The organism is Streptomyces sp. L2, assembly GCF_004124325.1.
Taxonomy (GTDB): domain Bacteria; phylum Actinomycetota; class Actinomycetes; order Streptomycetales; family Streptomycetaceae; genus Streptomyces.
In genome coordinates this window covers 4,604,798-4,630,075 of the sequence record NZ_QBDT01000001.1, presented here as the reverse complement: position 1 = coordinate 4,630,075, position 25,278 = coordinate 4,604,798, and the positions used below count along the sequence as shown (strand labels likewise).

18 protein-coding genes are annotated in these 25,278 nt (G+C 73.3%); 5 read left to right on the top strand and 13 right to left on the bottom strand.

Features of this window, described 5'->3' with window-relative positions; genetic code table 11:
* Positions 1 to 32: 32 nt before the first annotated feature.
* From DBP14_RS20685 to DBP14_RS20675, 3 genes are all read right to left on the bottom strand, one after another.
* Positions 33 to 1,130 carry a thioesterase gene (locus DBP14_RS20685; protein WP_164992376.1) on the bottom strand — a complete coding sequence of 366 codons (1,098 nt, stop codon included), beginning with the start codon at positions 1,128 to 1,130 and terminating at the stop codon, positions 33 to 35.
* On the bottom strand, positions 1,127 to 1,954 hold the full coding sequence (locus tag DBP14_RS20680; protein WP_241740989.1) for a cyclase family protein: 828 nt from the start codon (positions 1,952 to 1,954) through the stop codon (positions 1,127 to 1,129). The genes DBP14_RS20685 and DBP14_RS20680 overlap by 4 nt, the downstream gene beginning before the upstream one ends.
* 747 nt (positions 1,955 to 2,701) lie before the next feature.
* Positions 2,702 to 3,526 carry an AfsR/SARP family transcriptional regulator gene (locus DBP14_RS20675; protein WP_129308647.1) on the bottom strand — a complete coding sequence of 275 codons (825 nt, stop codon included), beginning with the start codon at positions 3,524 to 3,526 and terminating at the stop codon, positions 2,702 to 2,704.
* A 281-nt stretch (positions 3,527 to 3,807) separates the two neighbouring features.
* On the opposite strand from DBP14_RS20675, the gene DBP14_RS36150 reads away from it, so the two are divergent.
* The 4 genes from DBP14_RS36150 to DBP14_RS20660 are packed head-to-tail and all read left to right on the top strand — an operon-like array spanning position 3,808 to position 9,446.
* Positions 3,808 to 3,972: a hypothetical protein gene (locus DBP14_RS36150; RefSeq protein ID WP_164992375.1), complete on the top strand. Its 165-nt coding sequence runs from the start codon at positions 3,808 to 3,810 to the stop codon at positions 3,970 to 3,972.
* 2 nt (positions 3,973 to 3,974) lie between these two features.
* Positions 3,975 to 6,278, top strand: a complete 2,304-nt coding sequence (locus DBP14_RS20670; protein WP_129308646.1) for a TOMM precursor leader peptide-binding protein — start codon at positions 3,975 to 3,977, stop codon at positions 6,276 to 6,278.
* A gap of 46 nt (positions 6,279 to 6,324) precedes the next feature.
* Positions 6,325 to 7,050 (top strand): hypothetical protein, encoded by a 726-nt coding sequence (locus tag DBP14_RS20665; protein ID WP_129308645.1) that lies wholly within the window; start codon positions 6,325 to 6,327, stop codon positions 7,048 to 7,050.
* 44 nt (positions 7,051 to 7,094) lie between these two features.
* Positions 7,095 to 9,446: a histidine kinase gene (locus DBP14_RS20660; protein ID WP_129308644.1), complete on the top strand. Its 2,352-nt coding sequence runs from the start codon at positions 7,095 to 7,097 to the stop codon at positions 9,444 to 9,446.
* Between the two features lie 2 nt (positions 9,447 to 9,448).
* On the opposite strand, the gene DBP14_RS20655 is transcribed toward DBP14_RS20660, so the two are convergent.
* The 9 genes from DBP14_RS20655 to DBP14_RS20615 all read right to left on the bottom strand — a co-directional run bounded on the left by DBP14_RS20655 (position 9,449) and on the right by DBP14_RS20615 (position 21,279).
* Positions 9,449 to 10,054 (bottom strand): response regulator transcription factor, encoded by a 606-nt coding sequence (locus tag DBP14_RS20655; RefSeq protein WP_129308643.1) that lies wholly within the window; start codon positions 10,052 to 10,054, stop codon positions 9,449 to 9,451.
* A 186-nt stretch (positions 10,055 to 10,240) separates the two neighbouring features.
* Positions 10,241 to 11,176 carry a 4'-phosphopantetheinyl transferase superfamily protein gene (locus DBP14_RS20650; protein WP_129308642.1) on the bottom strand — a complete coding sequence of 312 codons (936 nt, stop codon included), beginning with the start codon at positions 11,174 to 11,176 and terminating at the stop codon, positions 10,241 to 10,243.
* Positions 11,173 to 12,930 (bottom strand): acyl-CoA dehydrogenase, encoded by a 1,758-nt coding sequence (locus DBP14_RS20645; protein ID WP_164992374.1) that lies wholly within the window; start codon positions 12,928 to 12,930, stop codon positions 11,173 to 11,175. The genes DBP14_RS20650 and DBP14_RS20645 overlap by 4 nt, the downstream gene beginning before the upstream one ends.
* A 23-nt stretch (positions 12,931 to 12,953) precedes the next feature.
* On the bottom strand, positions 12,954 to 14,057 hold the full coding sequence (locus tag DBP14_RS20640; protein WP_129308640.1) for a polysaccharide pyruvyl transferase family protein: 1,104 nt from the start codon (positions 14,055 to 14,057) through the stop codon (positions 12,954 to 12,956).
* 41 nt (positions 14,058 to 14,098) lie between these two features.
* Positions 14,099 to 15,319, bottom strand: coding sequence for a nucleotide disphospho-sugar-binding domain-containing protein (locus tag DBP14_RS20635; protein WP_129308639.1), 1,221 nt, complete (start codon positions 15,317 to 15,319; stop codon positions 14,099 to 14,101).
* Between the two features lie 59 nt (positions 15,320 to 15,378).
* Entirely contained in the window at positions 15,379 to 16,827 is a 1,449-nt protein-coding gene (locus tag DBP14_RS20630) for an NDP-hexose 2,3-dehydratase family protein (RefSeq protein ID WP_241740988.1), read from the bottom strand.
* Positions 16,828 to 16,915: 88 nt separating this feature from the next.
* A complete protein-coding gene (locus DBP14_RS20625; protein WP_129308638.1) occupies positions 16,916 to 18,151 on the bottom strand; it encodes a nucleotide disphospho-sugar-binding domain-containing protein in 1,236 nt (411 codons plus the stop codon).
* 157 nt (positions 18,152 to 18,308) lie between these two features.
* A complete protein-coding gene (locus DBP14_RS20620) occupies positions 18,309 to 20,552 on the bottom strand; it encodes an MMPL family transporter (RefSeq protein WP_129308637.1) in 2,244 nt (747 codons plus the stop codon).
* A gap of 127 nt (positions 20,553 to 20,679) precedes the next feature.
* Positions 20,680 to 21,279, bottom strand: coding sequence for a TetR/AcrR family transcriptional regulator (locus DBP14_RS20615; RefSeq protein WP_129308636.1), 600 nt, complete (start codon positions 21,277 to 21,279; stop codon positions 20,680 to 20,682).
* 141 nt (positions 21,280 to 21,420) lie between these two features.
* Here DBP14_RS20615 and DBP14_RS20610 point away from each other — a divergent pair, with 141 nt between their 5' ends.
* Complete coding sequence (locus tag DBP14_RS20610; protein WP_129308635.1) at positions 21,421 to 24,738, top strand: S41 family peptidase; 3,318 nt, start codon at positions 21,421 to 21,423, stop codon at positions 24,736 to 24,738.
* Positions 24,739 to 24,977: 239 nt separating this feature from the next.
* Here the strand turns inward: DBP14_RS20610 and DBP14_RS20605 are convergent, their stop codons facing one another.
* Positions 24,978 to 25,229, bottom strand: coding sequence for a hypothetical protein (locus tag DBP14_RS20605; protein ID WP_129308634.1), 252 nt, complete (start codon positions 25,227 to 25,229; stop codon positions 24,978 to 24,980).
* Positions 25,230 to 25,278: the final 49 nt, after the last annotated feature.

The window sequence follows — 25,278 nt, the reverse complement described above, 5'->3', positions numbered from 1 at the left end:
GGTCGCGCTTCCTGGTCAGCTGCATCGCCCTGTCACCTCTCGCTCGTGCACTTGAGTTCTTCGGTCCGCTGTCTGGGCAGGACGGCCGCGGTGGGACCGTTCACCGCTGTCCCGACTGTGCCGCCCGCCTCTCGCGCCCGGCTCAACCCGGCCCGGAGAACGGCTGGTTGGAGGACCGCCGCCGTCTGGAGAGCCTCCGACTGGGGACGGTCGGCATGGTGCGTACCGTCTGCCTGATGCGTGCCTTCCGCCAGGTGCGTGCCTTCCGCCAGGTGCGTGCCTTCCGCCAGGTGCGTGCCTTCCGCCAGGTGCGTGCCTTCCGCCAGGTGCAGGCCGTCCGCCCGGAGCGTGCCGTCCCCCCGGTGCGTGCCGTCCGCCGCGCACGGAGAGTGGGCCTGCTGCCGACCGTCGGTCTGACGCAGGCCGAGCGCGGCTGCCCGCAGGGTGCGCGGTGCCTCCTTGCCCCGGACGAAGAAGTGGTCGCCGGCGACGGTGCGCAGCCCGAACCCGGCGGGCGCGTAGTCCGCCCACTCGGCCATGCCGACGAGCGGCGAGATCGGGTCGTTGCGGGCGGCGAGCGCCAGCATCGGCGCCCGCAGCGGGGTCTGTTCGGTCTCGCACAGCGCGGCGGCCAGCCGCAGGTCGTCGCGGAGCGCGGGCAGCACCCGCCGCTCCCACACGTGCCCGCCCGCCGCGGCCTGCGGCGGCAGCGCCCCGTAGGCGACGAGGACGCGCAGCAGCTCCCGGTCGGGCAGTTCCGCCGAGCGCAGCACCGGGGAGCGCAGGTGCGGCGGCTGTACGGCGCCGACGGCGACCAGGGCGGGCCCGGCCAGCCCGGCGCGTTCGCGGGCCCGGGCGAAGGTGTAGGCGACGAGACCGCCGAGGCTGTGCCCGTACAGCAGGTAGGGCCGGTCCTCCAGCAGCGGGCCCAGCAGCCCTTCCAGTTCGGCGACCAGTTCACCGGGGTCGGTGATGCGGGCCTCGCGGATACGGGTCTCCCGGCCGGGCAGCAGCACCGGCACGACCTCGGCGGCGTCGCCGACGACGCCCTGCCAGGGGGCGAAGCAGGAGATGCCGGCGCCCGCGTGGTGGAAGCAGACCAGCCAGGGCGGGCGCGCCTCGCCGGTCACGCGTCCACCAGGGCGACGGCCCGGGTCCAGCCGGCCCCTGCCCCCGCGATCTTCACGGGGAAGCAGGTGACGGTGAAGCCGCTCGGTCCCGGCAGGGCGTCCAGGTTGGTCAGGCGCTCGATCTGGCAGTACTCGCGGCGCCGGCCGGCGAAGTGGGCGGGCCACAGGACGGAGCGGTCGCCGCTCTCCTGGAAGCGCCGGATCATGTCGCCGAACGGTGCGTCCAGGCTCCAGGCGTCGGTGCCGATGACGCGGACGCCGAGGTCGAGCAGGTGGTCGGTGGCGGGGCCGTCGAGGCCGGCGAAGTCGGTGAAGTAGCGTGCGGTGCCCGCGTGCCGGTCGGCGCCGGTGCGCAGGATGACGATGTCGAGCGGGTCCGGCGTACGGCCCGCCTCGTCGAGGGCGCGCTCGATGCGCTCCCTGCCGATCACTCCGGTGCCCACGTCCCGCACGTCCAGCAGCAGTCCGGGCCGGTGGAACCAGTCGAGCGGCATCGCGTCGATGTGCCGGGGGGTGCCGTAGTCGCCGCGCGAGCCGTAGTGCGAGGGGGCGTCGACGTGCGTCCCGGTGTGGCTGGTGAGGGTGAGCGTGTCCAGGGACAGCAGCTCACCGCCGGGCAGGTCGGCCGGATCGAAGTCGAGGCCGAAGTGCAGCTTCATCTCGTCGGCCATGTGCCGGGCGCCCTCCGCGGGCGTCATCACCTCGTGCACGATCGGGTCCGGCTCCCAGGCCGCGGCGTCGACCGCCTGGGACAGGTCGATGATCCGGGGCGCCTTCGCCGCACCTGCCGGTGCTGCCGCTGGCGCCGCTTCTGTCACGGTCACAGTCACAGTGAACTCCCCACGGACACAGTCCTGTTGGCCCGTCCACCGCTGGGCGGGGCGGAACGCGGCCGTTGATGGGGCAACCATCGCCGCGGCCGCTCGATCCGTGATCGAGACCGGCCACGGCGCCACTGGACACGGGCCGGCGGTTGTCGGCCGACGGGGCCGGCCGGGGTACCCGGCCATCCCTGGACACCGGCACGCGGAGCACGCCGCGGCAGGCACGCCGGACGGCCTGTCCCGTGCGGCGCCGTGCCCGGCGGGGCTTCCTGAGCGGTCGGCCATCACCCGGCAGGGGTCCCGGCACCCGGCCACCACCCAGCACGGATCGCGGCACCCGGCCATCGCCGGTCACGGGCCGAGGCATCCAGTCATCGCCCGGCAGGGGTCCGGGCACGCCGCCATCGCCCAGCCCAGGTCGCGGCATCCAGCCGTCGCCCAGCCCGGATCCAGGCACCCGACCACCACCCAGCAGGGGTCCGGGCACGCCGCCATCGCCCAGCCCAGGTCGCGGCATCCAGCCGTCGCACAGCACAGGTCGAGGCACCCGACCACCACCCAGCACGGATCGCGGCACCCGACCACCACCCGGAAGGGGTCCGGGCACGCCGCCATCGCCCGGCCCGGGTCGGGGCACCCGACCACCACCCGGAAGGGGTCCGGGCACGCCGCCATCGCCCGGCCCGGGTCGGGGCACCCGGCCACCGCCGGACACCGGCGGGCGGGCCAGAAGAGTCCGCTTCCGGGTCAGACCGCGAGCCGCTCCAGGAAAGGGGCGTGCCGCTCCTCCCGGCCGGCCAGGTCCAGGGCCGGGTCGCCGTTGAGCACCGCCCGGTGCAGCCGCTGCAGCCGGTCGGAGGGGTCCACACCCAGTTCGTCGACGAGGTGGTTGCGCAGGTCCTGGAAGACGTCGAGGGCCTGGCCGCGGCGCCCCGAGCGGTGCAGCGCGAGCATGCACTGCGCGTGCAGCCCCTCGTGCAGCGGGTGCCGGGCGATCAGCGCCCGCAGCTCCGCGACGAGCGCGCTGTGCCGGCCGAGGGCCAGCTCGGCGTCGATGCGCCGCTCCAGGGTCGCGAGCCGGCTCTCCTCCAGCCGGACCAGCTCCACCTCCAGCATCGGCCCCACCTTGACGTCGACCAGGGCGGGCCCGCTCCACAGGGCGAGCGCCTGCTGGCACAGGTCGGCGACGGCCGCCGCGTCACCCCGGTCGGCGGCGGTGCGGCTGCGGGACACCAGCTGGTCGTAGGCGTGGACGTCGACGGACTCGGGGGCGACCCGCAGCGTGTACCCGCCGTACTCGGTGGCCAGGATGTCCTTGGCCGTACGGTCGGCGTCGGGGCCGAGCGCCTCGGTGAGCTTGCGGCGCAGCTGCAGGATGTACGTCTGCAGGGTGGTCGACGCGCTGCGCGGCATGTCGGCGCCCCAGATCTCCTCCATCAGCGTGGGCACCGGCAGCACCTGGCCCGCACAGCCGGCGAGCAGCGCGAGGATCTGCCGGGGCTTGCCCGCGCTCGGCACGATCGAGACCCCGCCCAGGTGTGCGCTGAGCGGCCCCAAGAGCTTGATGTCCATCGGTTCCTCCCGTTACGCAGTGGGCCGGCGGGCTGCCGGGCGGACCGAGCGGTTCGGTCCGGGTCCACTGCGTCATCGAGACTCCCCTGACCTGCGTCGTTTCGACAGTGCGGTCATCCCGAACCAGGGGTGAGGTTTCCCCGCTTCGAAGCGTGAATTTTTCATGTGCGCCTCGTGACGGCGGCACTGGCCGCCGGGCGGGGCGGATCGACAGGATCGAGTCAGTCGCCGCGGGGCAACGCGGCGGCATACACAGCTGCATCACTCGATGGGGGACAGCGATGAACTTGATTCAGAACGCCGCGAGTTGGATATGCGACGACCTCGTCATAGAGGAGCTGACACTGGACCCGGCGGCACTGGCCCGTGCAGAAGCCGTGAGCTGCGGCTGCACGGTGAGCGTGCTGCCCGCAGCACAGTCGGCGGCCGCGGATGTGACCGCCTGACCATGAACGCCTCAGGGGGAAGCGACACCGTACTGCTGGGGTTCCGCCCGCACCTGCGGGTGGAACACGTACCGGGTGAGGCCGTCTACGTCCTCGCCGGATCAAAGGCCACGGCTCTGCACGGCCAGCACATCGCCCGGCTCGCCCCGCTCCTCGACGGGACACGGGACATGGCCGAGCTGGTCCGCCAGACGGAGGGCGCCCTGGGTGCCGAGCAGACGCGCAGGCTCGTCGACCGGCTCCGCACAGCCGGGCTCGTGACGAGCCGCGTTCCTGAGGCTGCCCGATGCTGCCAGGCTGAGGTGGCGTACTGGGAATCGGCCGGCGTGGACGGTGTGCAGGCTGCCCGGGCGCGCGCCACGGCCACCGTGCGTGTCCTGGCCGTGGGCACCGCCTCCTCCGCGGCGACGCGGAGCTCCCTGCACCTGGCTCTCGCGGACGCGGGGCTGAGGGTGAGCGACGCGGAGACCGCAGCGGCCGCCGATCTCAGCGTCGTCCTGTGCGACGACTACCTCGACCCGGAGTTGCGGGCCGTGGACGAGGAGCACCGCGCGGCCGGGCGCCCCTGGCTCCCCATTCTCGTCCACGGCACGGAAGTTCGTGTGGGGCCCTTCCTAGGTGTGCCGGAGCGCGCCTGCTGGTCCTGTCTCGCGGACCGGCTCTGGCGCGGTCGGCAGATCGAGGCACACATCCAGCGTGCGCTCGGGCGCACCGGCCCACTGTCGCGTCCCGACTGTGCACTGCCCGCCGCGAGTCGATCGGGCCTCGGCCTGGCCGCACTGGAGGCCGCCAAATGGCTTGCCGGTCATCGGCACCCCGGGCAGCGATCCCTGTGGATTCTGAACACGCTGACGATGGAGGCCGCGCATCATCCGGTGCCGCGCCGCCCTCAGTGCCCGTCATGCGGCGACCCCAACCTGGTCGCCGCGCGCGTGACGGCGCCCCTGGGGCTGCAAAAACGCACGAAGACGGATACCACCGGCGGCGGTCACCGCGCCCTCACGCCCGAGCAACTTCAGGCGCGCTACGGCCATTTGGTGGACGACGTCACCGGACTGGTCAAGGACATACAACAGGACTCCCGCGGCCCCGCCTTCCTCAACTCCTTCCACGCGGGGCTCAATCCGGTCGCCGCGCCGAACGGCGGAACCGTCGGGCTGCGGGCCGGCCTGCGCACCACCTGCGGCGGCAAGGGCACCACCGCTCTTCAGGCCCGCACGGGTGCGCTCGCGGAGGCACTGGAACGCTGCTCCGGCTACTTCCAGGGTGACGAGCCGACCGTGCACGGCAGTTACCGCTCGCTCGGCGCGGACGCGATCCACCCGGACGCCGTACAGCTCTACGACCCACGGCAGTTCGCCCACCGCGCCGAGTGGAACGCGACGCACGCCCCCGCGCAGCAGATCTGCGACCCGCTGCCCGAGGACGCCGAGATCGACTGGACGCCGGTGTGGTCGCTGACCGAGCGGCGGCACAAGCTGCTGCCGACCGCGTTCCTCTACTACGACGTCCCGCAGCGCGAGGGCGCCGCCTACTGCATGGGCACCTCCAACGGCGCCGCGGCCGGCGGCACCCTGGAGGACGCCGTGCTCCAGGGCACGCTGGAGCTGATCGAGCGGGACGCGGTGGCGCAGTGGTGGTACAACCGGTTGCGCATGCCCGGCGTCGACCTGGACGCGTTCGCTGACGACTGGACGCGCGAAATGCGTTCGGTGCACGCCTCGTTGAACCGGGACGTGTGGGCGCTCGACCTCACCAGCGACCTGGGCGTGCCGGTGTTCGCGGCGGTCTCGCGGCGCACCGACAAGCCCGCGCAGGACCTGATGTTCGGCTTCGGCGCCCACCTCGACCCGCGCGTCGCGCTACGGCGCGCGCTGACCGAGCTGAACCAGCTGCTGCCCCCGGTGGCCCTCGCCGCTCCCGACGGCACCGGATACGACGTACGCGACCCGCTCACCCTGGACTGGCTGCGCTCCGCGACCACCGGGAACCAGCCGTACGTCACCGCGGACCCGGCCCGCCCGGTCACCGCCCCCGGCACCCACGCCTACGCCCCCCGCGCCGACCTGCTCGACGACGTGGAGGCGCTGCGCGACCTGCTCGGCGGCCACGGCCTGGAGATGCTCGTCCTCGACCAGACCCGGCCGGACGTGGGCCTGCCGGTGGTGAAGGTGGTGGTGCCGGGCCTGCGCCCGCACTGGCCGCGGTTCGCCCCCGGCCGGCTCTACGACGCGCCGGTGGCCCGGGGACTGCTCGCCCGGCCGACCGCCTACGACGACCTCAACCCGTACCCCTTGTTCCTCTGAGCCCACCGGGCAATCGTCCACCGTCCAGCTCCGGAAGGAGGTCACCATGAGCATCAGCAGCCTCGGCGCTCCGCAACTCGCCGAGTACTGGTCCCTGCTGGAGGATGTCGAGGTCGACCTCGGCACCGGCCCCGGCGGCCCTCTGGTCCTGAGCCGGCCAGGGCAGCGGCTGCACATCGACGCACCCGGCAAGCTGCTGCGCGAGGCGGTACGACGGATGCAACTCGGCGCCGTCACACTGCGCAACGTGGTGCCCGACTTCCCGGAGTACGACACCCCGGAGGCCAAGCCCGGCACCACGGCCCGTCAGCTCGTCGCGGATCTGCAGAAGCTGGGCGGTATGACGGTACGCACCCTCGACGCGGGCGGCAGGCCGCTGCTCTCCTTCGTTCCCGTCCGCCCGGACGCCAGACTCGTCCCGCGACCGCTGGACGGCGTGCCAGGACAATCGCTCAGGCTCGTGGGCACAGCGCTCCGCCGCCCCTACGGCGCGTCCCTGGAATCGGCGGCCTCGCGCTATCGCGCGCAGTTCCACGGTCCGCACGCCCTGGCCTTACTCGCCCGCCTCCGCCATCGCGACGCGCTGCCCACCACGCCGGTGGCAAGCGCCGCGGTGGCCTATTTGCATGCAGCAAAGTTTCTGTTGTGGGACTCTAAACCACAGGTCAAGGCCGATTCCAGTAATTCAACTCGGCAAAGTGCCCAGCTAGGCTGGCACAGCCTGGGCGGAGTGACCAGTCCGCTCGAAGAGCACATGCGGGGGGAACTTTGAGCCGCACGACCACGGCCGACAGGGCCGCGGATCTGATCCGGACGGTGCGTGAGGACACGCCGGTACGTCTGTCGATGGCCGGCACCGCCGCGCTGGCCTTCGGGTTCTGCGCCATCGACATGACGTTCGTCCTCGACGAGCATCCTCCTGCAGGCCGCCTCCTGTTCGCCGGAGCCTGCTTCGTCATGCTCTTCTGCCTCCAGCTGTGCCATTCCTTCCCTGACCTGTTCCGGCTGCCCTACGGGGCCCGGTACGTGACGCTGACCGTGCAGGCCGTCCTCTCCTTCGCACCCGACCTCCTCTTCGGTCAGGCGTTCCTCGGCATGCCCCAACTCTTCGCCGCGTCGGCCCTCCTGATGCTGTCCCCGGCCGTCGCCTGGCCAGTAAGCACACTGGCGATCGCCGGCAACCTGTGGGTGGTCGTACTCGTGGGTGATGGCGGCGACTTGTGGTACGACGCGGCGGAGATGGCCCTCAACGCCACGATCCTCTACGGCTTCTCCCGGTACAGCGGTCTTATCGCCGCCGTCCACCGCGCCCGTGTCGACCTCGCCCGTCAAGCCGTCTCGGCCGAACGCTTGCGCTTCGCCCGCGATCTTGACGACCTGCTCGGGATCAGCCTCTCCACCATCACCCTGAAGTCCGAGCTCTCGGCACGGCTCCTTCCGGACCGCCCCCAAGAGGCCCGCGACGAGATCACCGAAATGCTCGCCACCAGCCGCAAGGCATTGTCCGACGTCCGCTCCGTGGCTCGCAGCTACCGGCCCCTTTCGCTCACCGAGGCCCTGGAGTCGGCACGCTCAGTACTCACCGCGGACGGCATCACCGCGAACCTGCGCCTGAGCGAACTCCCGCGGCTGGCGCCTGCGACCGAGACCGCGCTGGCGTCGGTGTTGCGCGAGGGCCTCACCAACGTGCTGCGGCACAGCGTGGCGGAGCGTTGCACCATCTCCCTGGCCGTATCCGACGGCGGCGGCACCATCACTCTCAAAATCCTCAACGACGGCGTGCGCGCTGAGCAGGACCACGGCAGGGAGGACGCGGGTACCCTCGCCGTCCTGGCCGACCGCGTCGAACGTCTTTCCGGCACGCTCGTCGCGCGCCGCAGGGGTGACTGGTTCCATCTCGTCGTCCGGGTCCCCGCTGCCTCGGACCCCGGTCTCGTGGAGCGCCCGGCCGGCACCGGCCTGTGGAGCGTCACCCGTGCGACCGTGCCCGCCGTGCGGACCGCCTCGGCCCTGACCATCGCGATTTTGGCCTTCTATCTCATGCAGGGCGTCACCAACACTTCCGGCAGCGGTGTCACCGGCGGCCGCCTCGCGCTCGCGGCCGCCATCGTCACCGCCGGCGTGCTGCTACTGGCCTGGCAGATCTTCTCCGCGGCGGCCAAGAGCAGCGCGCTGCGGCGCGTACTGCTAGTGGTCCAGTTGCTGCTTGCCTTCGTGCCCTACGCGTACTACGGGGACGCCTGGGCCGACGCGGCCGGCCTGGCCGCCGGCACCGCCCTGCTCGTCCTCCCCAGACCCCTCTCCTGGCTGACGTACACAGGCGTCGTCCTCGGCAACCAGGTGATCCTCTACGAACTCGGCCTCCACGACATCGCCCAGTTCTCCTACCAGCTCTTCATGACCGCCATGACCGGCCTCGTCGTCTACGGCCTCTCCCGCCTGCGGGACCTCGTCGAGGAGGCGCATCGGACCCGGGCCGAGCAGGCCAGGCTCGCCGTCGTCAGTGAGCGGCTGCGCTTCGCGCGGGACCTGCACGACCTGCTGGGGTACAGCCTGTCGACGATCACGCTGAAGTGCGAGCTGGCGAAGCGGCTCGCCGTGCGCCGGCCGGAGCAGGCGCGCGCGGAGATCGGGGACGTGCTGACGACGAGCCGGCAGGCGCTCGCCGACGTACGGACGGTGGCTCGCGGCTACCGCCCCATGTCACTGGCGGACGAGGCGAGTTCGGCCCGTTCGATGCTGACGGCGGCCGGAATCCGCGCGAGCCTCGGCCTCGGCCACACGGCCCCGCTGAGCCCCGCCGCCGACACGGTGCTGGCGACCGTGCTGCGCGAGGCCCTGACGAACGCGCTGCGGCACAGCCAGCCGCAGGAGTGCCGCATCTCCACGGCGGACGGCTCGAACGGCGCGGACGGCACCGTCGTGCTGTGCCTGGCCAACGACGGTGCGGCCATGGGCGATCCGCGCCCGGACGACGCCGGTTCCGGGATCGGCAACCTCACCACCCGGCTGCGCCGGCTCGGCGGCACCCTGGACGTCGCGCACAGCGGCGGAACGTTCACCCTCACGGCGCGGGTGCCGCACGACGCGCGGCACGCGCCCGCCCGGGACGACGCCGACGACCTCGGTCTCGACCTGGACCTCGGCCGCGAGGCGGTCGCGGCGTGAGGTCACAGCCAGCCGGAGTCCCGGGCGATACGGATCGCGTCGACGCGGTTGCGGGCGCCGAGCTTGGTCACGACCGTCGTCAGATAGTTGCGGACCGTGCCCGCCGACAGGTACAGCTTGTGCGCGATCTGGGCGGGCTCCTCGCCGTCGGCGGCGAGCCGCAGCACCTCCGCCTCCCGCTCGGTCAGCGGCGACGCCCCCGCGTCCAGGGCGGACAGCGCGAGCTGCGGGTCGATCACCCGCTCCCCGGCCGCCACCTTGCGCACCGCCTCGGACAGCTGCTCCGGCTCGGCGTCCTTCAGCATGAAGCCGGAGGCGTGCGCGGACAGGGCCCGGCGCAGGTTGCCCGGGCGGCCCAGGCTGGTGAGGATCAGCACCCTGCAGTCGGGCACGGTCGAGTGCAGGGCCTCGGCCGCCGTGATGCCGTCGGTGCCGGGCAGGTCGATGTCCAGGACCGCGACGTCCGGCCGCAGCTTCTGCGCCGTCGGCACGATCTCCGCCCCGGAGGCCAGCTCGGCGACGACCTCCAGGTCGTCCTCCAGTTCGAGCAGAGAGACCAGGGCACGACGCAGCATGTGCATGTCTTCGGCGATGAGAATGCGGATCATGTCGAGTCCCCCACTCGGCGCGATGGAGCCGAGGAGTCATTCTCGGCCATGTGGACGGCGTTCAGGGATCCGATTATGCACCTGCGTCCGCACGGGCCCGCCATCTCGCGGGAAGTTCGCCGCCGAGCCGTCGGCCGGGCCGTTCGCCGGGCCGTTCGGCGCTCAGGTCGCCGCGCAGGTCGCCGCTCAGGTCGCCCCGCCGTGCGCCGGGCGGTTCGCCGGTCCGAGCAGTTCCACGATCTCGCCCATGAACCCCTCGTCGAGCATCGTGGCGACGCCGGTGTCGGCGCCGTCGACCCCGCCGCTGTCGCCGAGTCCGGCGTCCTGGCGGGCCACGCTGATGAGATAGCCGTCGGGCAGCCAGTGCGTGCCGAATCCCCATTCGCCGTGGCCGGCCGGCCGGCCGTCGGGGCCGCACAGCTCGCCGTCGGAGCCGAAGCCGAACTGGTGGAAGCCGAGCCGCATGCCCTGCCCGAGCGCCTTGGTGTAGGCCTCCTTGAGGGTCCAGATGCGCAGGAGTTCCCGGTTGCGGGCGGCCTCGTCCAGGTGGGCCAGCCGGGCGCGTTCGGCCGGGCTGCACAGGCTGCGCTCGACGGCGGCGTAGCGGACGCGCCGGTCGGACAGTTCGGTGTCGACGCCGATCCGGCCGCGCCCGCTGAGGGCGACGACGATCAGGTCCCGGGTGTGGCTGAGGCTCAGCTCGATCTGACCGCAGCCGCGAATGTAGGGCCGACCGCCCGGTTTGTAGCTCAGCTCGACGGACCCCGGGTCGACGCTCAGGGCCGCGCCGACCGCGTGCCGCACCAGCAGCCGGGACGCGGCGAACCGGGAACGGGCCGTGGGGTCGGTCAGCCCGCTGAACCGCTCCCAGTCCCGGCCGCCCAGCAGATTGCGCAGATCGGGGTCGGCGAGGGCGGCGGGCAGCCAGCGCTGCCAGTGCCCGTGCACGACCGCGTGCCCGTGCCAGCGAAGGGCCTGCCGGACGGGGGCCCAGGGGCCCTCGATGCCGGGGACGTACAGGGGCTCGCCCACCGTGAGGGCGGGCGCGGTGGTGCCGGTGCTGCCGGTGTCGGTGATGGCAGCGTCAGTGATCGCAACATCGGTCAGGGCAGTGTCGGTCATGGGAGGTCCTCTCCTTCCGCCAGGGGCGTGCGGTGCAGGTCGTAGCCGGTCCCCGCACGGAGCCGCGCCACCACCTCCGCCAGCACCCGGGCCACGCAACCTTCCGGTGGTTCCGGCAGGTCGAGTCCGAGGCGGCCCGCGAGCCTGCTCAGGGCGAGCAGGGCCCAGGCCGGGTCGCCGGTGAACGTGCCGTCGTCACGGCGGCGTTCCCACAGGGCGACCACCGCGCCGGCCGCCGAGAGCAGCGCGTACCGGTCGACGAGCGCGCACCACTCGGGGCTGCTCAGGTCGGGCCGGGCGCCGGCCGGCAGGGCGGCGCAGCGGTCGTGCAGCGCCCAGAGTTCGGCGGTGAAGCCGCGCGCGTACGCGGCGAGCGTCCGCTCGTAGGCCCCCTGGTCGCGGCGGTCGCGCAGCCGTCCCGCGGTGGCGTTCAGGGCGGCGGCGAGGAAGTCGTCGCCGCCGGCCACGGCGAGGGCGCCCAGGTCGAGCGGGGGCAGCTCGCCCCCCGGCCGCAGTACGGCGTCGGGCGGTTCGGCCGCCCGGAACCAGGACGTGCGGGCGAGCAGCGGGAGCTGGGGCGCGATGACGGCCTGGCAGGCGGCGGTGCCCGCGTGGCCGAGGCCGGCGGCCGGCAGGTCGCGCAGCAGCTTCGCGGTCAGCGCCCGGGTGAGCGGCAGCGCCGGGTCCGTGCTGTCGGCGGCGAGCACCGTGGTGAGGGCCTCGACGTCGTCCCGCAGCAGTTCGGGCACCAGGTACTTGACCGCCGCGGCGGCCAGGTGGGCGCTGTCCGGGAGCAGGTGGAGCGAACGCAGCGTCGCGGAGGCGAACGCGTCGCAGGCCAGCAGGTCCGCGAAGACCCCGGCGAGCAGCGGACCGTGCCGTCCGAAGTCTTCGCGGCCACGGCCTAGTTGGGCCCGTACGGCGCCGCGCAGCGCGGTGTCGACGGAGGCGATCGCGGCGGCCGGGATGAGGGCGCGGTTGAGCTGGAAGGTGCGCAGGGCGAGCCGGACGCCGTCGCCCTCGGCGCCGATCAGGGCGTCGTCCGGGACCGGGCAGTCGTCGAAGTCGAAGCCCGAGAAGTGGCAGCCGCGCATGCCTCCGGTGACCTTGCGGGGCAGAGCGCGCACGGCGCCCTCCGGGAGCGCCGCCGGGTCGACGAGGAGCACGGAGTGGCTGCCGCGGCCGGGGGCCGGGGCGTCGGCGGTGCGGGCGTAGACGACGAGGGCGTCGGCGCGTTCGGCGTTGATCACCATGTCCTTGCGCCCGCTCAGGGTGTACCCGCCTGATCGGTGTGGTCGCGCGGCGAGTTCGCCGCGCAGGACGGCGCTGCCGTGGGCGAGGTTGTGGTGCACGATGGCCACGCGGCCGCCGCCGCACAGCAGGCCGGCCAGGTGGGCGCGCTGCGCCTGGGACCCGGCCGCCCATACGGCGGACGCGGCGAACAGGGACGTGATGCCGTGCCCGAACCCGAGCGCCAGGTCCCGGCGGAACACGGGCCGCACCGCCCGCGCCAGTTCGTCGGCGCGGGTCAGTCGCCCGCCGAGGGCGGCCGGCACCAGGTGCGCGCCGAAACCGGACGCGGTGAGCGCCTCCTCGGCCGGGCCGAGGAGTTCGGACCGCTCCTCCGCCTGGAGCAGCGCCCGGAATCCGTACGGGTTCGCCTGGTCCCAGGGGTCCCCGAGCCGCCGCTCCAGCCCGGCCCCGGCGTCGGCCGCGCCCGTCAGGCCGGCATCGGCGGGAACGGCGGCTGTCACGGAAGCGTGGTCGGAAACGGCTGTCACGAGTGGATCTCCGCTGCGATGCGCTGCTTGATGGTGCGCAGTTCCTCCTGGCGGGCCGGGGAGAAGCCCTTGCCCTCGGGTCGTTCCGGGATGTCGGCGCCCCCGCTGATCCGCCAGCCGGAGCCGCACTCGACGAGGGAGCGGTGCTTGACGGCGTAGTACCCGGCGGGCCCGTGGTCGAGGGCGACACCGGCGGCTCCGGCTGCGGCGGCGACCAGGTGCGGGTGGAAGCGGGAGGTGATCCAGGTCTGCCCGGCGGTGGCCGGGAACCCGTCCGTCAGCAGTGATGCGGCGCTGTAGGTGCGGGCGGCGGGCCAGCGCCGGGCGGCCTCGGCGAACACCTCGTGGTCGTCGCCGGGGTCGCACTCGACGAGGCCGATCCGCTCGCCGTCGCCGCCGCCCTCCCCCCACGCCTCGACGGTCTTGACGGCGAGGTCGAGGAGTTCCACGGTCTGCGCGCAGACCATCACCGGCGGCAGCTCCTCCCCGTCCGTCCGGTACAGCTGCGGCCCGGCGTCGAGGAAGAGGTCGTCGCCGGTGCAGCGGGCGTCGGTGCGGGCCAGCGCCCGCAGGGAGACCTCGTCGCGCACGTCGAGCACGGTGAACGGTTCCACGGCGTGCCGCAGCGCGCTGCCGTCGTCGTCGAAGGCGGGCCACAGGCCGAGTCCGGTGAGCGCGGCGCGCCCGCCCGAGCGGCGGACGGCCGCGCCGGCCCCGGCGACGAGGCCGAGGTGCTGGGGGCAGAGCCCGTTGACGTAGCCGCCGCCGAGCAGGTGGACGACGTCGGCGGCGAGCAACTGCCGTAGCCCTGGGTCCTGTTCGGCGTCGGCGGCGAGGACGGCTCGCTCGACCCGGGCCACCGCCTCGGCGGGGCCGGGGCGGCCGGGGGCGCGGGAGAGCCGCCACAGGGTGTCGGTGAACGTGGCGCGCGGGTGCAGACCGCCGAGTGTGCGCCGGGCGCGTGCGGGGTCGACGCAGTCGAGGACGACGTTCCGGTCGGGGGCGGTGCGGGCGAGGTGCCGCAGCCAGCCCGCGGCGATGGCCTCGTCGCCGTAGTTGGGGATGCCCGCGGCGGCGATCAGATACGAGGTGGCGTTCATGCCGGGACCTGTCTTTCGGTGCGGAGGAGGAGGGGAGGTCGTCATACGGCGGCGGGGATGCGGAGCAGGTCCTCGATGTGGAGGGCGACTTCGGCGGGGCTGGGCAGGGCGTCGAGTTCGGCGCGCAGCGCGGTGAGGGCGGTGCGGTGCGGACCGTCGCCCAGCAGGCCGGCCAGCGCCGGGGCCGCTGTCACGGGGTGCTGGTCGTCGCCGACGAGGACGGTGCCGGCGCCGCTCGCGGCGATCCGGTGGCCGGTCTCCGAGTAGATCGGGGAGCGCGGCAACACCAGTTGGGGGACGCCGCAGTGCACGGCGGCCAGGGCGGTCCCGGCGCCGCCGTGGTGCACGACCGCGTCCGCCCCCGCGAGCAGCAGATGCATGGGTACGGCCTCGGCGACCTCGACCCGGTCCGGCAGTGGGGGCAGCAGGGCCCGCTGTCCGGCGCCGACGGCGAGGACGATGTCGGCGTCCATGCCGCGGGTCGTCTCCAGCATGTCGGCGAGGGCCCGGGTGACGGCGGCGGTGTCGGTGCGGCTGAGGGCGACCCCGGTGGTGAAGACGATGCGGGGTGCCGTGCGCGGTCCGGTGGGGGCGGGGGGTACGGCGCCGGGCCCGTTGTAGGGGACGTGGCGCACCGGGACGCGGCGCACGGGCAGGGAGTCGCCGAGCGAGGTGCTGGGCGGCGCGGGGTCGATGAGGGTGCCGGTCGCGGGCCGCGGCTCCACCCCGTACTTCTCGAACAGGCGTAGATACTCCGGGAGTTGTTCGCCGCTCCGGGGGTCGCGGTCGGTGCCGGTGACCGTGCCGACCTCCCACCCGTGGGCGAGGCTCGGCACCCCGCACACGGCGGCGATCACCGGGCCGGCCAGGCACAGCGGGTCGTGGACGACGAGGTCGGGCCGCCAGGTGCCGGTGAACGCGACGAGGTCGTCGAGCATGGCGTCGGCGACGAGTGTCTGCCGGGTGGTCGCGGCGCGCAGGGTGCGCGCCTGGGCGTCGTTCAGCAGCTCCGGGCGGGTCGCCCAGCCGGCCGGCCAGGTGCCCTCGTACCAGGCCTTGAAGTCCTCCCTGTTCCCGGCCGACTTGAGGTCGACGGGCCGGCCGACGGCGACGGCCGGCAGCCCGGCCGCGACGATCGCGTCCGTGCAGGCGGGCGGCGCCGCGATCCGCACGTCGTGGCCCGCGGCCGTGAGGGCCCAGGCCAGCGGCACCATGGGAAAGAGGTGCCCGGGGGCGGCCCAGGTGACGAGGAGTGCGCGCATGGCGGTGGTCGGTCCTTCCGCGGCAGAGGGGCGAGGTCGAAGGTCGTGGGGGGCTGGGGTCACCAGACGGCGTGCAGGGCGGCCAGCAGCGTGCGGGCCTGCATGTTCAGGAAGTAGCCGCGGCCGAGGAGTTCACCGGCCTGGGCGAGGGAGACCCACACGTAGTCGTCGGGTACGTCGCCGAGGTCGTCCGGCGTCTCGACGACGAGGTAGCGGTTCTCGGCCCGGTCGAAGCGGGCGCCCTCCTCCGAGACCATCACGTCGTACCGCACCCGCGAGGGCGGTGCGCCGAGCACCTCGCGCAGGAAGCGGGGGCGCTGCCGCTCGGGCCGGTGCAGGTGGTTGGAGGGGGTGCACTGCACGGTGGGGCACAGCTCCACCACGTCGAGCAGTCCGGCCTCGCTGCGGGCGTGCAGCAGCACGTGGAGGACACCGTCGACGACCCGGGTCAGCAGGGCGCAGACGCCGCCCGGCGCCGGGACCAGCAACGGCTGGGCCCAGTGGCCGACTTCGCGGCTGGCCGCCCACACCTCGGCGCCGGTGATGCCGAAGTACCGTCCGTCGGCCCGGCCGAGGGCGCCGTCGGCCCGCCGCCAGCCCCCGCCGACCTCGGCCAGCGGGATGCTCTGCTGCTCGACGCGGGTGCGGGCCTTGATCTCGTTGACGGCGCTGACGAGCTCGGCTGTGCTGTGCACGGTGGGGGCGGCGGGGGCGAGCGAGCGCAGCAGGGCGGCGCCGTAGCGGTCCCGGGCGGCCGCCTCGTCCACCTCGTACGACAGGCAGGCCAGCACGGAACTCGCCTCCATCGACACGAGGTTGTCGCGTCCGAGCAGCCGGCGGATCTGGCCGAGGGTGAGCCAGCAGAAGTCCTCGTGGCCGGCGACGTCGCGCGGGTCGGCGACGACGACCATGTGCCGGTTGCGCTTGCGCAGGAACCAGGAGCCCCGCTCGGACTGCAGGCTGTCCACGAGGACCCGGCCGGCCGACGGCGCGACGAAGTGCTCGGCGTGGTGCGGTCCGCGCCCCTGGTGGACGCCCATCAGGTTGGACCGGGTGGCCTGCACGGTGGGTGCGAGGTGGACGGTGTTGACGTTGCCCGGTTCGGTCTTCGCCTGCACCAGGAAGTGCCACACGCCGTCGAACTCGGCGACGAGGAAGCCGAGGACGCCGATCTCCCGCTGGCTGATCACCGGCTGTTCCCAGCATGCGCCGGGCCCGCCGTCGCCGGTGCGCACCCGCAGTCCCTCGACGGCGAAGAAGTGGCCGCTGTCGTGCCGCAGGTCCCCGGTGTCCGGCGCGAAGTGCCAGCCGTCCATCGCCTCCAGCGGGATCCGCCGCACGGTGAACCCCTCACGGGCCTGCCGTTCGGCGAACCACCGCTCGAAGGCGGCGTTGGGCATGACCGCGCTGTCCTCGGCCAGCGCGGACAGGGCGAGCGCCTCGCGTACGGCCCCGGGGGCGGGCGTCCTCCCGACCGGGGCCGTCGCCGTCTCGGCCGTGGCCGGCACCGTCGCAGCCGTGGCCGGCACCATCCCCGCCGGGACAGGCGCCATCCCCGCCGGGGCCGGCACCGTCTCAGCCAAGGCCGGCGCCGTCTCAGCCGCGGGCATCGGACGTCAGTCCCTCGATGACCGGTACGACGCTCGCCGGCAGCGGCTGGGCCTCGATGTCGGCGCGCAGGGCGGCGGCGCCCTTGCGCGGGCCCGGCTCGTCCAGGATCCGGGCGACCGCCTCGCGCACGGCGTCGGACCCGGCCCGTCCGCCGTCCTCGCGGCCGGCGTCGAAGAGGTCCTGGTCGATCTGCAGGCCGGCGCCGACGGCTTCGAGCCGGTCGACGTTGAACCGTCCCTCGGGGATCTTGGTGATGCCGACCTGCGGCACGCCCTGCGCGGCGGCCGTCATCATCACGCCGGTGCCGCCGGTGTGCACGATGGCGTCGCAGCCGTCGAGGAGCATGCTCAGCGGCACCCAGCCGACGGGCCGCACGTTCTCGGGGAGTTCCCCGAGGTGGCGCAGGTGGTCCTGTTCGGTGGCGCCGACGGTGAGCAGCACCTCCACGTCGAGGTCGGCCACGGCCCGTACGACCCGCCCGAACGTCTCGATGACGCCGACGCCCATCTTCTTCTGCTGCGAGGTGCCCCAGGTGACGCAGACCCGGGGGCGGCGCGCGGGGCGCAGCAGCCAGTCGGGCTCGGCGCCGGGGCCGTTGTAGGGGACGTACCGGATCTGCTGCCGGGCGATGTCGCGCTGTCCGGGCCAGCGCAGGCTGGGCGGGCAGGGGTCGATCCACAGCGTGGGGTCCACGCGGGGTTCCACCCCGTGCCGTTCGAAGAGGCGCAGGTACTCGGGGTTGGGCTCGGTGCCGGTGCGGTCGGCGATCTCCAGGCGCAGCAGGCGGGCCATGCCGTAGAGGTGGGAGACGCTGGGGATGCCGAGCACCTGGGCGACGATCGGCCCGGCGAAGGTCACCGGGTCGTGCACGATGACGTCGGGCCGCCAGGCGCGGGCGTACTCCAGCAGCCCGTCGACCATGTGTTCGGCGACGCTGAACTGCTTGAGGGCGAGCTGGTCGGTGACCCGCACCCAGGCGGCGTCGTCCGGCTCGTCCTGGTGCGCCTTCCGGGGCCGGAAGACGTCCCGGGCGTACCACGCGGCCGCGTCGATGTCCCGGCCCACCGTGACGGAGGGGATTCCGGTGCGCTCGGCGGCGTCGGCGAGCGCGGGCGTACTGGCGATCCGCACCTCGTGGCCCGCCGCGATCGCGGACCATGCGGTCGGCACGAGCGGATAGACGTGGGGGCGCGCGGCGTAGGTTGAGAACAGGATGCGCATCTCGTGCGGTCTCCTCGCATACGGCGGCTGGCTCCCCGACGCTAGGACCGCCCCCCGGAGCTGCCCTTGAGCCCGTCTCGACCTGCGGGATCGGTGTGCGGACACGCCTGTGGGGCGAGCGCCGCACGCGCTCGCCCCACAGGTGTGGCGGAACCGGTCAGGCCCGCACGAGCTCCCGCTCCCCGCCGGAGTCCGAGCCCGAGCCGGAGCCGCTGTCCTGACCGTCGGCCGGGCCCGGGACGCGCAGCCCCTCGCCCTCGACGTCGACGTTGGGCAGGGCGCGGTCCAGCCACTTCGGCAGCCACCAGGCCCGCTTGCCGAGGAGGGCGAGGACGGCCGGGACTATGGCCATGCGGACGATGAACGCGTCGAAGAAGACCGCGATGGCGAGGCCGAAGCCGATCATCTTGACCATGGCCTCGCTGGAGCCGATGAAGCCGGAGAACACGGCGATCATGATGACGGCGGCCGCGGTGACCACCCGGGCACCGTGCCGGAAGCCGGTCACGACGGCCTGGGTCGGCTTCTCGCCGTGGACGTACGCCTCCCGCATGCGGGTCACGAGGAACACCTCGTAGTCCATGGCGAGTCCGAAGACCACGCCGACCATGAAGATCGGCATCATCGACATCACCGGGCCGGTCTGCTCGACGTTCATCAGGCCCGACAGCCAGCCCCACTGGAAGACCGCGACGACGGCACCGAGGGCCGCGAGCACACTGAGCAGGAAGCCGAGGGCCGCCTTCAGCGGGACGAGGACGGAGCGGAAGACCACGATGAGCAGGAGGAAGGCCAGGCCGACGACCAGCGCCAGGTAGGGCAGCAGGGCGTCGTTCAGGCGCTGGGAGACGTCGATGTTCATCGCCGTGGAGCCGGTGACGAGGACCTCGGAGTCGGTCGTGGCCGCGATGTCCCGGCCCTTGTCGCGGATCGAGTGGACCAGGTCCTCGGTGGTGGTGGAGGACGGCTTGGACTTCGGTACGACGGTGATGGTCGCGGTGTCGCCCGCCTTGTTCGACGCCGGCGGGGTGACGCTGACGACGTCCCCGAGGCCCTTGATCTCGTCGCGGACCTTGGTGAAGTCCGCCTTGGGGTGGGCGCTGTCCTTGGCGTCGACGACGACCATCAGGGGCCCGTTGAAGCCGGGTCCGAAGCCGTCGGAGAGGAGGTCGTAGGCGCGGCGCTGGGTGGTGGAGACCGGCTGGGAGCCGTCGTCGGGCAGGCCCAGTTCGAGGGAGGCGGCGGGCACGGCGGCGGCGCCGAGGCCGAGGACGCCCAGCAGGAGGACGGCGACCGGGCGGCGGACCACGAAGCTCGCCCAGCGGGTGCCCATGTTGGGCCTGCCCGGCCGCTTGGGCGCCCGGCCGCCGCCGAGCAGTCTGCTCTTCTCACCGGCCGGCTTGACCCTGCGGCCCACGTAGCCGAGGAGCGCCGGGATCAGGGTGAGCGCGATGAGCACGGCGACGGCGACCGTGCCGGCGGCGGCGATGCCCATCTTGGTCAGCATCGGGATGTTGACGACGGACAGGCCGACGAGGGCGATGACGACGGTGAGCCCGGCGAACACCACGGCGGAGCCGGCGGTGCCGACGGCGCGCCCGGCCGCCTCCTCGCGTTCGCGGCCCTCGGCGAGTTCGGCGCGGTAGCGGGAGACGATGAACAGGGCGTAGTCGATGCCGACGGCCAGGCCGATCATCGAGGCCAGGGTGGACGTGGTCGAGCCCAGGTCCAGGACCTTGGCGAGCGCGGTGATGGTGGAGACGCCGATGCCGACGCCGATGAGCGCGGTCAGCAGCGGCAGTCCGGCCGCGATCAGTGAGCCGAAGGTGATGACGAGGACGACGGCGGCGATCGCGATGCCGATGACCTCGCTGGAGCCGGTCTCGGGCGTGGCGTTCAGCGCGTCGCCGCCGACCTCCACGGTGAGCCCGTCGTGCCGGGCGTCCTGCGCCGCGTCCTTCAGGGCGTCGCGGGAGGAGTCCTTCAGCTCCATGCCGGAGACCTTGTACTTCACCGAGGCGTAGGCGATGGTGCCGTCCTTGCTGACGGCGTGCCCGGCGTAGGGGTCGGCGACGGAGACGACCTCGGAGCCGGCCTTCAGCTCCTTCACGGTCTTCTCGACGGCCGCCTTGTTGGCGTGGTCGGTCATCTTCTCGCCGCTCGGCGCCTTGAAGACGACCCGTGCGGTGGCGCCGTCGGCGCTGGCCCCCGGGAAGCGCTGTTCCAGCAGGTCGAAGGCCTTCTGGGCCTCCGTGCCGGGGATGGAGAAGGACGTGTTGCCGGCGGTCGGCGCGGTGGCGGCGCCCACCCCGGCCAGGGTGAGCAGCGCGACCCACAGCAGCGCGACGAAGTGCCGTCGCCTGAAGGCGAGCCGGCCGAGTTTGTAGAGGAACGTGGCCACGAGGGCGTACTCCCGGTCAGGTCGTGGGGTTCTTCTGGGCAGGGGTGATCAGCCCGGCGACGTGAGCGGTGACGTCAGGTGGTGGGCTTGCTGGGGAACTGGGGAGAGGCCTTCTCGGGGAAGGACTCTACGAGGCGGGGACGCCGAGGGCGGGGAGGACGACGGCGTCGATGTACGAGATGAGGAACCGCTGGGTGGGCGGCTGGTCGTCGAGCAGCGACCGGGTGGCGAAACCGCCGACCATCATGTGCACCATGAAGTCCAGCGCCGGGCAGTCGGGGCGGACCTCGCCCCGGTCGACCGCCCGCCGCAGGACCTGGCGGAAGCCGCCCATCTCGGGGTCGATGATCTGCTCACGGAAGGCCTGGCGCAGGTCGTCGTTGTGGTGCATCGCCATGGCGACGCCCCGCATGAGCGCGGAGTTCTGCTCCATCGCGCAGTCGTCCTCCTGCGCCACGAGGGCGTGCAGGTCGCCGCGCAGGGAGCCGGTGTCGATCTCGTCGGCGTGGCCCCGCTTCATGTGCCGCAGCGCCCGGACGACCAGCTGCGCCTTGCCGCCCCACTGGCGGTAGAGCGTGGCCTTGCTGGAGCGGGTGCGGGCGGCGACGGCGTCCATGGTGAGGGCGTCGTAGCCGACTTCCCGGAGCAGGTCGAGCACGGCCGCGTACAGCTCGGCCTCGCGCTCGGGCGTGATGCGACTGCGGCGCCCGGTGGCGACCTCGGTCATCCGCCTCTCCCTTCCCGGTTCCGTACATGATGAATGTACCGCAGCCCGCTACGAAACGAAACCGTTTCGTACGTGTCGTCGGTCACGAGTGTCAGACCCGCATAAGTTGCTGGCCCCCGCCACCCGGAAAAGCATGGGGAGGTGAGCTATCTGCGCCTGCCCCACCTCAACGGCGACCTGCTGTGCTTCGTGGCCGAGGACGACCTCTGGCTGGCCCCCCTCGACGCCCCCGGCCGCGCCTGGCGGCTCACCGTCGACCGCACCAAGGCGGGCCACCCCCGCTTCTCGCCCGACGGCCGCCGGATCGCGTACACGACCTGGCGCAGCCTCGTCCCCGAGATCCACCTCGTCGACGTCGACGGCGGGCCCGCGCGGCAGCTGACGTACTGGGGAAGCACCGACACCCAGGTCTGCGGCTGGACCCCGCCCGACGAGGACGGGCACAGCGAGATCCTGGCCGTCGCCTCGCACGGCGAGCCGTTCTCCTACTTCACCTGGGCCTACAAGGTCGGCAGCGACGGCGACCCCGGCCGCAAACTGCCCTGGGGCCCCGTCTGCGATCTCCAGGTCGCCGACCTCGACGGCAGCCACCAGACCCTGCTGCTCACCGGCACCCCACCGCACGAACCGGCCGCCTGGAAGCGGTACCGGGGCGGCGCCATGGGCCGGCTGTGGCTGCACGGCCGGCGGCTGCTGCCCGACCTCGGCGGGCACCTGCACTCGCCCATGTTCGTCGGCGGCCGGATCGCCTTCCTCTCCGACCACGAGGGCGTCGGCAACCTCTACTCCTGCGCCTACGACGGCACCGGCCTGCGCCGCCACACCGACCACGACGCCTTCTACGCCCGGCACGCCGCGAGCGACGGCACCCGGGTGGTCTACCAGTGCGCCGGCGACCTGTGGCTGGTCGACGACCTGTCCGCCGGTGCCCGGCCGCGCAAGCTCGACATCCGGCTCGGCGGGCAGCGCGCGGGCCGGCGCACCTACCAGGTGCCGGCCGCGCAGCACGTGGACGGCATCTCCGTCGACGAGACCGGGCGGGCCAGCGCCGTCGTCGTACGCAACGGCCTGTACTGGCTCACCCACCGCGACGGCCCCGCCCGCACCCTCTTCGACACCCCCGGCGTCCGGGTCCGCCTCCCGGAGATGCTGGGCACCACCGGGCAGGTCGCGTACGTCACCGACGCCGAGGGCGACGACGCGATCGAGATCGCCCACCTCCCCCGCGCCACCGGCGCCCGCGCCCCCCGCCGGCTGGCCTCGGGGCAGCTGGGCCGGGTCCTGGAGATGATCAGCGACCCCGTCGGCGAACGCCTCGCCGTCGCCTCCCACGACGGCCGCCTGCTGCTGATCGACACGGGCGCGACGGCCGAGGAGGAGCCGGCGGCCCCTGATACGGAGGCGGAGACGGCGGGGGCGGCGGGGGCGGCGGGGGCGGCCGACGGGACGGTCACCGAACTCATCCGGTCCGCCAACGGCCCCGTCCGCGACCTCGCCTTCTCCCCCGACGGCTCCTGGCTGACCTGGTCGCACCCGTTCATCGGCCGCTCGCTGCGCCAGATCAAGCTGGCCCGCATCAAGGACCGGCACATCGTCGACGTCACCAACGGCCGCTTCGAGGACGAGAACCCCGTCTTCACCCGCGACGGCCGCTACCTCGCCTTCCTGTCCTGGCGCGGCTTCGACCCGGTGTACGACGTCCACACCGGCGACCTCTCCTTCCCGCTCGGCTGCCGCCCCTACCTGGTCCCGCTGTCCTCGGCGACCCCGTCCCCGTTCGCGCTCAACCCCGAGGGCCGTCCGGCCGCCGGGGGGCTCGACCCGCTCCAGGACGAGGACACCGGCGAGGCGGGCACGGTGACCGTGGAGGTGGAGGGCCTGGAGAACAGGGTCACCCCCTTCCCCGTCGTCGCCTCCAAGTACTCGCGGCTCTGCCCGGTCGCGGGCGGCGGCCTGGTCTGGCTGCGCTGGCCGATCTCCGGGGCGCTCGGCGAGACCTTCGCCAACCCCGCCGACATCAGCGGACGCCCCACCCTGGAGTACTTCAACATCGCCAAGGCGAAGAAGTCCGAACTCGTCGACCACCTCGACTGGTTCGCGGTGAGCGGCGACGCCAGCCGGCTCGTCGTCGTCGACGAGGGCGAACTGCGCGCGGTGCCGTCGGCCGAGCCCGGCGACGGCGACTCCACCGTCTGGATCGACCTGCGCCGGATCATCCACCGGGTCGACCCGGCCGCCGAGTGGCGCCAGTCCTACGACGAGGCGGGCAGGCTCATCCGGGCCTACTTCTGGGACCCCGGGATGTGCGGCATCGACTGGGACGCGATCCTCGACCAGTACCGCCCGCTGGTCGAACGGGTCGCCTCCCCGGACGAGTTCGCCGACCTGCTGCGCGAGGTCCTCGGCGAACTGGGCACCTCGCACGCCTACGTCACCGCCGCCCGCCGCAACGAGGGCCCGCCCCACTACCAGCGCTGGCAGGGCCTGCTCGGCGCCAACCTGGCCTGCCGCGAAGGCCGTTGGACGGTCAAGCGCATCCTGCCCGGCGACTCCTCCGACTCCAAGGCCCGCTCACCGCTGGCCGGCACCGGCATCCGCGAGGGCGCCGTCCTCACCCACGTCGACGGCCGCCCCGTCGACCCGGCCACCGGACCGTACCCGCTCCTGGCCGGCTCCGGCGGTACGACCACGGAGCTGACGTTCGCCCCGGCCGGCGAGACCGGGCGGGCCCGGCGGGTCGCGGTCGTCCCGCTCATCGACGAACGGCCGCTGCGCTACCAGGACTGGGTGGCCAAACGCCGGGGAGTGGTACGGGAGTTGAGCGACGGCAAGTGCGGCTACCTGCACATCCCCGACATGGGCGGCTCGGGCTGGGCCCAGTTCAACCGCGACCTGCGCCTCGAAGTCTCCCGGCCCGCCCTGATCGTCGACGTGCGCGGCAACGCCGGCGGGCACATCAGCGAACTCGTCATCGAGAAGCTGACCCGGACCATCCTCGGCTGGGACCTCACCCGGGACGCGGAACCGGTGTCGTACACCTCCAACGCCCCCCGGGGCCCGGTGGTGGCCCTCGCCGACGAGGCGACCTCCTCCGACGGCGACATGATCACCGCCGCGTTCAAGCTGCTCAAACTCGGCCCGGTGGTCGGCCAGCGCACCTGGGGCGGCGTCGTCGGAATGACCGGCCGCCACCGCCTCGGCGACGGCACGGTCATCACTGTCCCCATGAACGCGGCCTGGTTCGACGCCTACGGCTGGTCCGTCGAGAACCACGGCGTCACCCCCGACCTCGAAGCCCTCCGCACCCCCCTCGACTGGGCCGAGGGCCGCTACGCCCAACTCGACGACGCGGTCCAACTAGCCCTGGAACTCCTCCAGACCACCCCCGCGGCCACACCCCCCGACTACACCAACGTCCCCAACCGCTCCCGCCCGGAACTCCCGCCGCGCCAGTCCTAGGGGCGCGGGGAACTGCGCGACAAGCCACAACGCACCCGCACACACACCACACACCGCACCCCCAGGCGTCCGGGACGCTTCCAACATGGGGCGGGGCCACTCCCCAGGGGCGCGGGGAACTGCGCGACAAGCCACGACGCACCCGCACGAATCAACGCACCGCACCCCGCGACAACAACGCAGGGCACCCCTCAAAAGAAGGGCGCCCCACGCCAGTTCACTCGGCAGAGCCAAGCGACCTACACGTCGTAGTCGCGGTCGAACCGCTCCCCCATCTCCTGCTCCGCCGTGTCGTCCATGTCACGCATACCCTCGCGACCCCGCTCAGGCGGCTGCTGACCAGGACGGCCCTGCTCCTGACCCTGCTGGCCCCGCTGCTGCCCCTGCTGCTGGCCCCGCTGCCGGCCCTCCTGGCCAAGACGCTCACGGGCCTCGCCCATCTCGTCCTCGGCCTGGTTCTGCCACTCGTTGGACTTGTCCTTCATACCCATGTGGGTTCACTCCCGTAGTGGGTGAGGGTGGGGAATCGGCCCCTCCGTG

Bases quoted from the DNA above. Each gene is read 5' to 3' on its own strand.
- DBP14_RS20675 (WP_129308647.1), bottom strand. From the start codon at position 3,526: ATGGACATCAAGCTCTTGGGGCCGCTCAGCGCACACCTGGGCGGGGTC.
- DBP14_RS36150 (WP_164992375.1), top strand. From the start codon at position 3,808: ATGAACTTGATTCAGAACGCCGCGAGTTGGATATGCGACGACCTCGTC.
- DBP14_RS20670 (WP_129308646.1), top strand. From the start codon at position 3,975: ATGAACGCCTCAGGGGGAAGCGACACCGTACTGCTGGGGTTCCGCCCG.
- DBP14_RS20665 (WP_129308645.1), top strand. From the start codon at position 6,325: ATGAGCATCAGCAGCCTCGGCGCTCCGCAACTCGCCGAGTACTGGTCC.
- DBP14_RS20655 (WP_129308643.1), bottom strand. From the start codon at position 10,054: ATGATCCGCATTCTCATCGCCGAAGACATGCACATGCTGCGTCGTGCC.
- DBP14_RS20650 (WP_129308642.1), bottom strand. From the start codon at position 11,176: ATGACCGACACTGCCCTGACCGATGTTGCGATCACTGACGCTGCCATC.
- DBP14_RS20640 (WP_129308640.1), bottom strand. From the start codon at position 14,057: ATGAACGCCACCTCGTATCTGATCGCCGCCGCGGGCATCCCCAACTAC.
- DBP14_RS20635 (WP_129308639.1), bottom strand. From the start codon at position 15,319: ATGCGCGCACTCCTCGTCACCTGGGCCGCCCCCGGGCACCTCTTTCCC.
- DBP14_RS20625 (WP_129308638.1), bottom strand. From the start codon at position 18,151: ATGCGCATCCTGTTCTCAACCTACGCCGCGCGCCCCCACGTCTATCCG.
- DBP14_RS20615 (WP_129308636.1), bottom strand. From the start codon at position 21,279: ATGACCGAGGTCGCCACCGGGCGCCGCAGTCGCATCACGCCCGAGCGC.
- DBP14_RS20605 (WP_129308634.1), bottom strand. From the start codon at position 25,229: ATGGGTATGAAGGACAAGTCCAACGAGTGGCAGAACCAGGCCGAGGAC.